The organism is Pantoea sp. (assembly GCF_039594315.1).
GTDB lineage: Bacteria > Pseudomonadota > Gammaproteobacteria > Enterobacterales > Enterobacteriaceae > Pantoea.
In genome coordinates this window covers 1-11,507 of record NZ_JBCNNP010000014.1, presented here as the reverse complement: position 1 = coordinate 11,507, position 11,507 = coordinate 1, and the positions used below count along the sequence as shown (strand labels likewise).

Here is an 11,507-nt window from a genome sequence, read left to right as displayed (position 1 = left end):
TGGTGAGGTAACGATGCCGACACACACTGCGCCTGGCTGGTATGGCAAATTACCGGCAACCGGCGATTTTTTGCGCCAGCGTCTGAGTGAAAATACCGTGACGCCCTGGAGTCATTGGTTTCAGCAAGGTTTGATGCAGTGGCATCAGCAACCGGATGCCAATACCGCACAATTTTTGCGCGCGCCGGTGTGGAACTTTGTGTTGCCGCTCTCGCCATTACGCCAGCACGTGCAGATGGGCTGCTTATTGCCGTCCTGCGATCGCGTAGGTCGCGCGTGGCCGCTGCTGGCGTTGCGCAGTTTTCCAGTAAATAGCTGGCACAGTTCGCAACTGGGCGTTTCCGGCGACTGGTTTCAGGAGTTAGGCGCGTTGCTGCTACATGCGGTGCGCGACCGGCTGAATCCCGACGCGTTGGAACAGCAGATGCAACACTTATCACCGCTGCTGGTGCCGGATACTCAGCGCAGCGACATCATGGATGTGATTGGTTTTGAAGATTTACCCTGCACGCTAAGCTGGCGTGAAGTGGCTGACAGGTTCGATCCGCAGCAGCACATTAGCTACTGGTGGAGTAATCGCAGTGACGGTTTTGGTCATGCCACGCATAAACACAGTGGCCCGCTTACTGCGCAACTTTTTTCGCTGTTATTTAACCCGGCGTCTGGTGCACAGCCGGGCCGCAACGGCCTCTATCCACCGATGTTTGAATAGGCCGTGGCGTTTGCCTCGTAACGGGATGACTCATGCAATTTACCATTGTGCAGTGCAATACGGATGTGCCCGCAAAGACGGTTGCCTTTAAACCGCCCGGCGGCACCATTGGCCGCAGTCAAGATAACGATTTGGTTTTGCCTGATGAATCGCGCGCAATATCGCGTTTGCAGGCGCTGGTGCACCTGTCTGCAGAGGGTGAATGCCGCTTGACCAATCAAGGCAGCGTCACCTCGGTGGTGCTGAATGGCGTCGCGTTGGCGCGCGGATCGCAAGTGGCGCTGCACGATGGCGATACGCTGCAAATTGGCGATTATGGATTGGAAGTGCGCGATCCCCTTCAACTTAATGGTCAGCATGATGATCCGCTGGCATTGTTTGCTGAGAGTCATGCAGATCCGCTGGGCATGTTGCAGGAGCCGGAGATCGTTCCCGAACCCGCCGCACGCCAGGAACGCCGCAACGACCCGCGTTTGGCGATTGATCCGCAAAGCGATGCGCCAACGTTGCCCAGCGTGCAGCCGGGTGTCGATCAAGACAAACTCATTGCCGCGTTGCTGGAAGGGATGGGGCTGAATAACGGCCATCAAACCGCCATTACCGAAGAGCAAATGCGCGTCACCGGACGCATGCTGAGCCTGTTTTCCCAAGGCACCGTCGCCCTGCTGTCTTCGCGTTCGATTCTCAAACGCGGCGTGAAAGCCGACATGACGATGATCCTCAATGAAGCGAATAATCCCTTCAAAATTTTGCCGTCGGGCAAAACCGTGTTGATGCAGATGTACCAAAGCCAGATGCCCGGCTTTATGCCGCCAGAACCAGCGGTGCGTGATGCGCTGGTCGATTTGCAGGCGCATCAGCTCGGTATGATTGCCGGCATCCGCGCCATCATTGCGGCGATGCTGCAATCCTTCAATCCGCAGCGCCTGGAAGAGGAAGCGCGCAAAGATGGCGTTTTGCCAAAGCTGGCGTTCAGCGGCGGGCGTAAAGCAGCGCTGTGGGACTATTTCTCGCGCCACTATCAGCGCACCGCTGGCGAGATCGAAGATGACTTCCACACGCTGTTCGGTGAAGCCTTCCTGCATGCCTACGATATGGAAGTGAATCAGTACAAAGATTCCCAAACGCGGACTGAAGACGCATGAAAATGATGTTTGCCAGCCGCTGCCAGCAAGGCATGCGCGATGAAAATCAAGATCGCACCGGCGCTGAGTTAGATGATCACAAAGCCTGTTTTTTAGTGTGCGATGGCGTTGCTGGCCTGCCCGGCGGCGATATGGCGGCACAGTTGGTGCGTGACACCTTGCTGAAACAGCTGCATGAAAGTGCTGTATTCACGCCAGAAAGCACCCGTGCAGCGATTGAACGCTGCCAGCAGGTGCTGGTTGAAGCGCAGGGAAACAATCCGAATTTTTCACGCATGAGCACCACCCTTGCCGCGCTATTTATTGACCGTGAAAAACAGCTCGCATGGTGGGCGCACGCTGGTGATAGCCGGGTTTATCACTTCCGTCATGGGGTGCTAAATCAGGTCACACGCGATCACAGTTTGGCCCAGCAATTGCGCGAAGCGGGCTATGAAAATACCGGCATTAACAGTAATTTACTTTATAATGCGCTCGGTATTGAGCCCGCCCGTCCGGCCACCTTTAGCGAGGTGATCGCCTTGACCGACGGCGATGCGTTTTTGGTGTGCAGCGACGGATTTTGGCTCAATCTCACCACCCACGAAATGGAACTGGCACTGCGCATGGTGAATGCCTGCGAAGAGTGGCTGACTTTGATGGAACAAGCCGTTAACCGCAGTGTGAAAAGCGACAATCTCAGCGCCCTGGCAGTCTGGATTGGCGAACCGCAGGAAGCGACGCTGCTTTACTCCCAGGCTGATGCGGCACGTTTTATGCCGTCACGTTATTGATAGGACTCTTATGAAAGTGTGGTTGACGGGCTTTGCAACCCTGTTGCTGGCCTTTAATGCGCAGGCAGAAGATTATCGAGTGGTGTATTCACCCAGCCTGTCATTGGAAGTCTACATTGATGACGTGGCCAGCAAGGCGCCAAACGACTGGTGTAAAGAGACGCTACCGTTGCGCATTGTGTCGGGTAAAAGCACCGATTCCAGTATTCTCACCAGTTTCTTGCCGCGCGTCGGCACGTTGCTGGCGAATCAATGCGGCTTGCTGGATGAGCTTCCGTGGCAAATGACCAACAAAGACGGCAGCGTGTTAGCAAACGGTAGCGCAGCTAAATTGCAGAACTGGCGTCCGATTGTCCTGAACGATGCCACTGCCAGCGCCACCGCCAATAACGCTGCGCCGCTCGATCTGTCGCGCCCGGCAGATAGCACGCCATTGCAGCATTTTGCCCTGCCCGGCGGCTGCCATTTCCGTACCTGGTGGGATGACAAAGGTGAATCGCTGTTCATCCCAGACAACCCACAGCAGCACTGCTCGACCGAAGGTTGGCTGGAAGGCCCAAGCGACATGACGCTGATGAGCGATGGCAAAGCTCGTAGCGTGGCGCTGAATTTCTATCAAGGCTATCCGATCGCTAACCTGAAACTCAGCGGGCCGCCGCTGGAAGTGGTTTCGGTGAATAATCAGCGCATGATTGTTTCGCGCCCGGATGCCGAGGATAGCTGGCTGGTGCTGCCGTTTGACGCGCAACAACATGTCTGGCGTTTCAATGGCACGTTGTTAGTAAAGATGGATAAAACCGCGGATCAAGATAACGATACGATCAAACAGCGGGTTGAGACGTTACGCGGCGTGTGGTCGCCGCAATTTATGCCACAGCAAAAAGTGACTGTGTTACTGATTGACACCCTGCATGCGGATCTGGCCGATCCGGCGATTGGTGCCTGGCGTAACATTAATTAATTAGCGGTCGTCGCTACCGTCAAGAACTTGGCGGGGCGCTACAGGACGTGTTCAGAGAGTTCACTATGTCGGCAAACGAAAACCATACACCTAACGCCCTGCCTGCGGGCTACCGGTTTAATGAATTTGAAATCAAGGAAGTGATTGGCGGCGGCGGATTCGGCATTGTTTACCGTGCCTGGGATCATCAGCTCGAGCGTACCATCGCCATCAAAGAGTACATGCCGGTTTCACTGGCAGTTCGCGCGGCTGATATGACGCTGGAACTGCGTGGCGAACGTTTTAATAAACTGTTCACCGCCGGTCGCAATAGCTTCATCCAGGAGGCGCGTCTGCTGGCGCGCTTCAATCATCCGGGTTTGCTGCATGTGCTGCGCTTCTGGGAAGAGAATGGCACCGCCTACATGGGCACGCTGTATTACAGCGGCATGACGCTGAAAGAGTGGCAAATCACTAGCCCTGATAGCATTGATGAAAGCTGGATTCGCCGCCTGTTGCCGCCGCTGTTTGGTGCCATTGATACCATTCATGCCGCTGGTTATCTGCACCGCGATATCTCTTTAGACAATATTCAGATTCAGGAAAATCAGCTGCCAGTATTGTTGGATTTCGGTTCAGCACGTAAAGAGATCGGCAACCTGTCTGACGAAACCGAGATCATGCTGAAGCCCGGTTTTGCGCCGATTGAACAATACAGCGAAGAAGGTGAAATCGAGCAAGGTCCGTGGACCGATATTTACGCGTTAGGCGCAGTGCTGCACAACTTGATCACCGGCCATGCGCCGCCGGTCAGCGTGGTGCGTTGCATCGAAGATAATTATCAGCCGTTGGTAGAACGTAAACCAGAAGGCTATTCGCTGCCGCTGCTGCACGCTATCGACTGCGCGTTAGCCATGAAGCCGCAAGATCGTCCGCAAAGCATTGATGCCTTCGCCAATTTGATTGATTTGCCGGTGAGCGATGTGGAGGCTCTGTCGACCACCTTCCCGGCCGTGGCTGAACCTGTCGCCCCTGCTGAACCTGTAATGGTGACGCCAGAGCCGCAAGTGTTGGCGGTCAATCATGCCTCTGCATCTGTAGAACCGTTAACGCCGCGCAACGTGCGCCGCTTGTCGCCGGGCTTAGTGGCGGCTGCCGCCGTCGCACTGCTGGCGGTGATTTTGGTGGTGTGGAAAACCAATCGTCATAGCGATGTGCCGCCAGTGGCTGCCAGTACCACGCCAGCCGCGCCGCCTGCGGCAGCAAACAGCAATGCGGCGACTAGTGCGCCGACCATGGCAACGGTTTATCTGCGCTTGCAAGCGGGAGAGAACGTGGTGCTGAATGGTGAAGCTAAAGATGTCAAACCGTCAACCAGCGGCTTTGCGTCATTGAATCTGGCTGCGGGAAATTACCGTATTGAAGTTCACAATGGCAGCGAAGTGCACAGCCAATCGCTGACCATTGATAAACCCGGAACCTGGCTGATTAATCCCGCACAATAATCGCTTAACGCGCTGCGGTATTCTGCTGTAGCGCGCGAACCTCGGCGGCCAACCGCGTTAACGCGTCTTCTTGCATGCCACGCTTACCTAATTCTTGCTCCAGCGCGTAGAGATACTGCGCGTTGGTGCCAAGCGGCCCACTCGCCTGCGCAATCAGCGGCGCAATAGTGCGGCGGCAAGAGTCACTTTCATACAGCGGATGACGCGGATCCATGATAAACACCAGCGCAGTGACGCTGCGCCCATCATCCAGCTCCAGTTCGCACCAGGTGGGTAAATAGCAGCCGGTGATCATCTCGCGCTTCCACAGCAGTTCAAGTTCATCATGCAAGCGAGATTCCGGCAGACGGAACGCCAATCCGCTGGTTGAACCGCCCTCTTTCAACGCCAGCATGCGGCCAGGCGCGGTCACGGTGCCACGACCAGCGGTGAGACGCAGGCAAAATGCGCGATGCCAACCTTCCAGTCGACCCGATGCCACTTCTTCTGCTTCAAAAATAGGGTTCCACATCAGCGAACCATAGCCAAAAATCCACACTGGACTTTGGTCAGGACGACACGCCAGCGTCGCGGATAACGAAGCCGCGCGTTTTTCGCAGCTCCACAACAGCGCTTCATCGATATCGCCGAAGGATGTTTTACAATCTGCTTTTAACAAAAATTCCCGCGTTAACACTGTGGTCTCCTCTACTGCGCTGACATCTTATTGGTGTGGTTCTCTGAAATGATGTCTACAGGCGACGCTAACTGCATCGTCTTAATAAAAGACATTAATTCATTTTTAACAAAAATTTCAAGATTGACCCCGATCACAAAAGGGAAATTGTTTGTAAATAGCATCGGCTGCCTGGCGAGGAACTTGAATAACGCGCAAATAATTGCGAAGCGTGCCGCAATCACTGCGGCGTGCTCAAGTTGTGGATGGCTTGGCATTGAAGCCTCAAGCCGGGTAAACATCGATTTTCGGCCACAATAAATAGGAAATAAATATAAAGTGAGATAAGTAATAGTTATATTGAGGATTAATCACTTATATCGTCGATTTATATGTTTTTAAACCCTTCCTCAACATAATGAAAATTAGGCTTTATCTGACGATAACATTGGGTTTCATCATGTTATGGCTATTTTTCCGTTTTGGTAAAATCGCGTAAAGCCTCAGCAGTCAGGCTGATGAAAAGTTAAACTGCTAAGCGCTAGAAAACTCATTATATTTATCAGGCAATGAATGCCTGATTTGTTCTTTTTGCCGGAGAGGATGGTAAATGCCTGCACATGAAAAAACCCGCCATACGGAATACTCACTGATCTTCCCTGTCGCTGCGCTGGCGGTGCTGAGCTTCTTCGGTAACCAGACAGCGCTATTGCCGGTGATCGGCATCAACTTACTGGCGCTGGTCGCCATTTTAAGCAGTGCCTTTAGCGTAGTGCGTCACGCCGATGTGCTGGCACACCGTTTAGGCGAACCGTTTGGCTCGCTGATTCTGAGTCTTTCCGTGGTGATTTTGGAGGTCAGCCTGATCTCCGCGCTGATGGCCACTGGCGATGCCGCACCCGCCCTGATGCGCGATACGCTCTACTCGATCATCATGATTGTCACCGCCGGTTTGGTTGGTTTTGCCCTGCTGCTCGGTGGCCGCAAGTTTGCTACGCAGTACGTCAATTTGGCGGGCGTTAAACAGTACATGATTGCCATTTTCCCGTTGGCGATTCTTGTACTGGTGTTCCCCAATGCATTACCTGGCGGCAATTTCACTACTACGCAAGCACTGATTATCTCAGCGATCTCAGCGGCGATGTATGGCGTGTTCTTGTTGATTCAGACCAAAACCCACCAAAGCCTGTTTATTTATGAGCATGAAGATGAAGGCGATGATGGCGATCCGCATCACGGCAAACCTTCTGCGCACAGTTCGTTGTGGCACACCGCATGGCTGATCGTGCACCTGATTGCGGTTATCAGCGTGACCAAAATGAATGCGAATCCACTGGAAAGCTTGCTGACAACCATGGATGCGCCAAAACAGTTCACCGGCTTCCTGGTCGCGCTATTGATTCTGTCGCCAGAAGGATTGGGCGCGATCAGAGCAGTATTGATGAATCAGGTACAGCGTGCGATGAACCTGTTCTTTGGTTCGGTGCTGGCGACGATTTCATTGACCGTTCCTGCGGTGACCATCATTGCCACTTTAACCGGTCAGCAGCTGGTATTTGGTCTTGAGCCGCCGCAGATGGTGATGATGAGTGCGGTGCTGATCCTGTGCCACATTTCGTTCTCCACCGGACGCACCAACGTGTTGAACGGCGCGGCGCATCTGGCGCTGTTTGCAGGGTATTTGTTGACGATTATGCTTTAACGTTGTCGGTTGCCATTTAGGGTGATCAGAAAATAAAAAAAGGCGCCATCGGCGCCTTTTTCACATCTGAAAACAATCAGTTGCTGGTATCCAGCTCTGGGAAACCTTTCACCAAATCGTCAATCGCTTTCATCTGCACCAGGAACGGCTCCAGCTTATCCAGCGGCAGCGCGGATGGACCGTCGCATTTCGCGCTGTTTGGCTCTGGGTGCGCTTCGATGAACAGACCAGCGATGCCCACCGCCATACCAGCTCGTGCCAGTTCAGCCACTTGTGCACGACGACCGCCCGATGCCGCGCCGAACGGATCGCGGGTTTGCAGCGCGTGCGTGACGTCGAAGATCACCGGGCTGTTTTGCGTAACGTTCTTCATCACGTTGAAGCCGAGCATATCGACAACCAGGTTGTCATAACCGAAGTTGCTACCGCGATCGCACAGAATCACCTGATCGTTACCACCTTCGACAAACTTGTCGTAGATGTTACCCATTTGTCCTGGGCTAACGAATTGGGGTTTCTTCACGTTGATCACCGCGCCGGTTTTCGCCATCGCTTCCACCAGATCGGTCTGGCGTGCGAGGAACGCAGGCAACTGAATCACATCCACCACATCCGCCACTGGCTGCGCCTGTGAAGCTTCATGCACATCGGTGATGATTTTCACGCCAAAGGTCTGCTTCAGCTCCTGGAAAATCTTCATGCCCGCTTCCAAACCCGGACCGCGATAGGATTTGATGGAAGAGCGGTTAGCTTTGTCAAAAGAGGCTTTGAACACGTAAGGAATGCCGAGTTTTTCGGTCACTTTCACGTAATGTTCGCAGATGCGCATGGCGAGATCGCGCGATTCCAGCACGTTCATGCCGCCGAAGAGAACGAATGGCAGATCGTTTGCGACCTTGATATCGCCGATTTTCACTACTTTCTGTGTCATGCCCTTTCCTTTCCTGTTTTCGGGTCGCGCTTAGTGCAGCGTGACCTGTTTCTGTTCAATAGCGTGAATCTGCACTTTAATCATTTCGCTGACCGGGTCTTCAGGACACTGTTCAACAAAATAGGTCAAATCGGTCAGCGCGATGTGTTCACACTCAAGTTGCGCATAGATCAAACCACGATCGCGAATCTCATAGGGATCATCAGGATCGATACGCAACAGAACCTGGCTCACGTTGAGCGCCAGTTCCATTTGCTTCTCTTCCATCAATGCGGACTTCAAGGTGTCCAGCATCTTGCGCATCACGTTGACGGTTTTTGCTTCGTCGAGGTCATCGTTATACAGCTTCGCAGTTGGGCTGATATTGCCTTTTAGCCATACTTCCAGCGTGTGGGTGTCCAGCGTTTCACCGTTAAACGGGTTGATCAGCCACATTTCGCCGTCGAGCCAATCTGCTCGCAGAATCAGTTGCGTCGGGAAAATGACTGGCATCAGCGGCAATTCCAGCTCATCGGCAATGTGCAGCAGAATCACGCCCAGCGATACCGCAGTACCTTGACGACTCTTCAATACTTTGTCGATCCACAGCGCGTCAGACAGATTGTAGACGCCGCTGGCGCCGCCAAATCCCCATTGACGATAGAACAGCTCAAGCAGCTTCTCGAGCTGCAGATCGGCATCCTTTTCATTGCTGATGAATGCGCGGGCTTCATCGACTAACGCCGCCAACTGCTGTTGCACTGACGGCGCGGAAAAATCATTACGTATGGCGCATGTGGCGCCAATCACCGCTTCACTCAACGGTGTTTCACTGTAATCGAGTTGCTCTGGCGAGGTCATACAATCCCCAATAACGGCATTTTGGTCATCGCTAACTTGATCACAAACAGCAATGCAACGATTGCAATCAGGCAAGCGATCCAACGGGTCCCCATTTTACGTGGGCGACGGCTCAATGCCACGGAACCTAAGGCGATGTAGATAATAACCGCTAACAGCTTCTCCGTCAGCCAGCTTCCTTGTGGCGTGAACGGATAAAAGTGGGTAATCATCACCAGCAATGCGCCGCTTAGCAGCAAAAAGGTGTCGTTGATGTGCGGCGCAATGCGCACCCACTTGCGTTGCAGCAGCGCTGAACCGGTGCACTGCCAGTAAAAACGCAGTAAAAACAGGCTGATGGTAATCGCTACCGTCAACAGATGAAAATGTTTAATCAGGGGATACCAGCTCGCCATGGTGCTTCCTTATTGAAAAAATTGTCCTAACGTGACGCGCGGATTGCCGCCGTAATCGTCAACGGTACTCACCGCGTGATAACCGTGCTGCGTCATAATGGCGCGTACGGCCTCACCTTGTTGCCAACCGTGTTCCAGCAGCAGCCAGCCGCCAGCTTGCAGCCACTGCGGCGCGGTGTGAATGATGTAACGCAAATCGGCCAAACCCTGATCGTCGGCCACCAACGCACTCAGCGGCTCAAAACGCACGTCGCCCTGCTGCAAATGTTCATCTGCGGCATCGATATAAGGGGGATTGCTGACAATCAGGTCAAAACGTCGAGTGGGAAGATCGTTAAACCAGTGGCTGAGTATGAACTGGGCATTATTGATGTGCAGACGCTGTGCGTTTTCCTGCGCCAGTTCCACCGCGGCGGGAATACGATCGCAGCCGATGACCTGACAATCTGGCCGCTCGCTGGCTAACGCCAAAGCGATAGCGCCGGTGCCGGTGCCGAGATCCAGCAGCGAGGCGGCGTTAGCTGGCAAATGTGCTAACGCTTGTTCGACCAACACTTCGGTATCGGGACGCGGAATCAGCGTCGCCGCGTTAACACGCAGCGGCAGCGACCAGAATTCACGCTCACCAACCAGATGCGCAATCGGCTGGCCCTCGACGCGTCGCGCCAGCAGCGCATTCAATTGGGCTATCTGCGCGTCATCCAACTCTGCGTTATCAAACGCCACGATCCAACTGCGCGATTTGCCCGTCACGAAGCCAAGTAAAATCTCGGCATCACGCTTCGGGCTATCGCCGCCACACAGCGCAACCACAGCGTGTTGCAGCCAGCGACGGATGTTCATCAATCCTGTCCAGCCAGTGCAGCCAGCTGATCGGCTTGATATTCCTGCACAATCGGCTCAATCAGCGTATCCAGCTTGCCTTCCATTACTTCGTCGAGACGATAAACGGTCAGGTTGATGCGGTGATCGGTGACGCGGCCCTGCGGGAAGTTATAGGTACGATTGCGGTCGGAACGATCGCCACTGCCCAACAAATTGCGGCGCGTTGAGGCTTCAGCGGCATTACGCTTAGCGGTTTCAGCAGCGTGAATACGCGCGCCCAATACTGCCAAGGCTTTGGCTTTGTTTTTATGCTGCGAACGCTCATCCTGGCATTCAACCACGATACCGGTTGGTAAGTGGGTGATGCGAATGGCGGAATCGGTGGTGTTAACGTGCTGACCACCGGCACCGGACGAACGGAAAGTATCAATTTTCAAATCGCCCGCGTTGATTTCCGGCATCTCTGCTTCCGGCAGTTCCGGCATCACCGCAACGGTGCAAGCTGAGGTGTGAATACGGCCTTGCGATTCAGTTTCCGGCACGCGTTGCACGCGGTGGCCGCCCGATTCAAACTTAAAGCGACCATAAGCGCCATCGCCAATCACACGCGCAATCACTTCTTTATAGCCGCCGTGCTCACCTTCGTTGGCGCTGATGATTTCCACCTGCCAGCGACGCGCTTCGGCGTAACGGCTGTACATACGGAACAGATCGCCAGCAAAAATCGCCGCTTCATCGCCGCCAGTCCCGGCGCGCACTTCGATAAAGCAGGGGCGCTCATCATCGGGATCTTTTGGCAGCAGCAGCACTTGCAGTTGCTGTTCTAACTCTTCGCGCTTCTCGCGTGACAGTTTTAACTCTTCCTGCGCCATTTCGCGCATTTCCGGGTCGTCCAGCATCATTTCGGCCGTTTCGACATCTTCCTGCACTTGCTGCCATTCGCGGAAACAACGGGTTACGTCGCTAAGCTGGGCATATTCGCGTGATAACGCACGGAAACGATCCTGATCGGCAATCACGCCGGCATCGCCCAGCAACGCTTCCACTTCCTCGTGGCGTTCCTGGAGCGCTTCCAGCTTGGCAA

General features: G+C 54.1%; 13 protein-coding genes. 6 read left to right on the top strand and 7 right to left on the bottom strand.

Features of this window, described 5'->3' with window-relative positions:
* Positions 1 to 13: 13 nt before the first annotated feature.
* From tagF to ABDW13_RS11000, 5 genes are all read left to right on the top strand, one after another.
* Positions 14 to 712 carry a type VI secretion system-associated protein TagF gene (gene tagF, locus ABDW13_RS11020; protein WP_343552606.1) on the top strand — a complete coding sequence of 233 codons (699 nt, stop codon included), beginning with the start codon at positions 14 to 16 and terminating at the stop codon, positions 710 to 712.
* Positions 713 to 744: 32 nt separating this feature from the next.
* Entirely contained in the window at positions 745 to 1,857 is a 1,113-nt protein-coding gene (gene tagH, locus ABDW13_RS11015) for a type VI secretion system-associated FHA domain protein TagH (RefSeq protein WP_343552605.1), read from the top strand.
* Positions 1,854 to 2,630, top strand: coding sequence for a PP2C family serine/threonine-protein phosphatase (locus ABDW13_RS11010; protein WP_343552604.1), 777 nt, complete (start codon positions 1,854 to 1,856; stop codon positions 2,628 to 2,630). The genes tagH and ABDW13_RS11010 overlap by 4 nt, the downstream gene beginning before the upstream one ends.
* Positions 2,631 to 2,640: 10 nt before the next feature.
* Positions 2,641 to 3,591, top strand: a complete 951-nt coding sequence (locus tag ABDW13_RS11005) for a hypothetical protein (protein WP_343552603.1) — start codon at positions 2,641 to 2,643, stop codon at positions 3,589 to 3,591.
* Positions 3,592 to 3,656: 65 nt separating this feature from the next.
* Positions 3,657 to 5,075 carry a serine/threonine-protein kinase gene (locus ABDW13_RS11000; RefSeq protein ID WP_343552602.1) on the top strand — a complete coding sequence of 473 codons (1,419 nt, stop codon included), beginning with the start codon at positions 3,657 to 3,659 and terminating at the stop codon, positions 5,073 to 5,075.
* A 4-nt stretch (positions 5,076 to 5,079) separates the two neighbouring features.
* Here the strand turns inward: ABDW13_RS11000 and ABDW13_RS10995 are convergent, their stop codons facing one another.
* Both ABDW13_RS10995 and ABDW13_RS10990 read right to left on the bottom strand, forming a co-directional pair.
* Entirely contained in the window at positions 5,080 to 5,751 is a 672-nt protein-coding gene (locus ABDW13_RS10995; RefSeq protein WP_343552601.1) for a gamma-glutamylcyclotransferase, read from the bottom strand.
* 11 nt (positions 5,752 to 5,762) lie between these two features.
* Positions 5,763 to 6,032 carry a hypothetical protein gene (locus tag ABDW13_RS10990; RefSeq protein ID WP_343552600.1) on the bottom strand — a complete coding sequence of 90 codons (270 nt, stop codon included), beginning with the start codon at positions 6,030 to 6,032 and terminating at the stop codon, positions 5,763 to 5,765.
* A 308-nt stretch (positions 6,033 to 6,340) separates the two neighbouring features.
* On the opposite strand from ABDW13_RS10990, the gene chaA reads away from it, so the two are divergent.
* Entirely contained in the window at positions 6,341 to 7,432 is a 1,092-nt protein-coding gene (gene chaA, locus ABDW13_RS10985; protein WP_343552599.1) for a sodium-potassium/proton antiporter ChaA, read from the top strand.
* A 76-nt stretch (positions 7,433 to 7,508) separates the two neighbouring features.
* Here the strand turns inward: chaA and kdsA are convergent, their stop codons facing one another.
* From kdsA to prfA, 5 genes are all read right to left on the bottom strand, one after another.
* Complete coding sequence (gene kdsA, locus ABDW13_RS10980) at positions 7,509 to 8,363, bottom strand: 3-deoxy-8-phosphooctulonate synthase (RefSeq protein WP_343552598.1); 855 nt, start codon at positions 8,361 to 8,363, stop codon at positions 7,509 to 7,511.
* Between the two features lie 30 nt (positions 8,364 to 8,393).
* Positions 8,394 to 9,203 carry an invasion regulator SirB1 gene (gene sirB1, locus ABDW13_RS10975; RefSeq protein WP_343552597.1) on the bottom strand — a complete coding sequence of 270 codons (810 nt, stop codon included), beginning with the start codon at positions 9,201 to 9,203 and terminating at the stop codon, positions 8,394 to 8,396.
* Positions 9,200 to 9,598, bottom strand: a complete 399-nt coding sequence (locus ABDW13_RS10970; protein WP_343552596.1) for a SirB2 family protein — start codon at positions 9,596 to 9,598, stop codon at positions 9,200 to 9,202. The genes sirB1 and ABDW13_RS10970 overlap by 4 nt, the downstream gene beginning before the upstream one ends.
* 9 nt (positions 9,599 to 9,607) lie before the next feature.
* A complete protein-coding gene (gene prmC, locus ABDW13_RS10965) occupies positions 9,608 to 10,441 on the bottom strand; it encodes a peptide chain release factor N(5)-glutamine methyltransferase (protein WP_343552595.1) in 834 nt (277 codons plus the stop codon).
* The coding region (prfA, locus tag ABDW13_RS10960; protein ID WP_343552594.1) for a peptide chain release factor 1 at positions 10,441 to 11,507 on the bottom strand (1,067 nt) is incomplete at its 5' end. The genes prfA and prmC, both read right to left, overlap by 1 nt.

Excerpts from the sequence above, each read along its gene's own strand:
- tagF (WP_343552606.1), top strand. The coding sequence starts at position 14 with ATGCCGACACACACTGCGCCTGGCTGGTATGGCAAATTACCGGCAACC.
- tagH (WP_343552605.1), top strand. The coding sequence starts at position 745 with ATGCAATTTACCATTGTGCAGTGCAATACGGATGTGCCCGCAAAGACG.
- ABDW13_RS11010 (WP_343552604.1), top strand. The coding sequence starts at position 1,854 with ATGAAAATGATGTTTGCCAGCCGCTGCCAGCAAGGCATGCGCGATGAA.
- ABDW13_RS11005 (WP_343552603.1), top strand. The coding sequence starts at position 2,641 with ATGAAAGTGTGGTTGACGGGCTTTGCAACCCTGTTGCTGGCCTTTAAT.
- ABDW13_RS11000 (WP_343552602.1), top strand. The coding sequence starts at position 3,657 with ATGTCGGCAAACGAAAACCATACACCTAACGCCCTGCCTGCGGGCTAC.
- ABDW13_RS10990 (WP_343552600.1), bottom strand. The coding sequence starts at position 6,032 with ATGTTTACCCGGCTTGAGGCTTCAATGCCAAGCCATCCACAACTTGAG.
- chaA (WP_343552599.1), top strand. The coding sequence starts at position 6,341 with ATGCCTGCACATGAAAAAACCCGCCATACGGAATACTCACTGATCTTC.
- kdsA (WP_343552598.1), bottom strand. The coding sequence starts at position 8,363 with ATGACACAGAAAGTAGTGAAAATCGGCGATATCAAGGTCGCAAACGAT.
- sirB1 (WP_343552597.1), bottom strand. The coding sequence starts at position 9,203 with ATGACCTCGCCAGAGCAACTCGATTACAGTGAAACACCGTTGAGTGAA.
- ABDW13_RS10970 (WP_343552596.1), bottom strand. The coding sequence starts at position 9,598 with ATGGCGAGCTGGTATCCCCTGATTAAACATTTTCATCTGTTGACGGTA.
- prmC (WP_343552595.1), bottom strand. The coding sequence starts at position 10,441 with ATGAACATCCGTCGCTGGCTGCAACACGCTGTGGTTGCGCTGTGTGGC.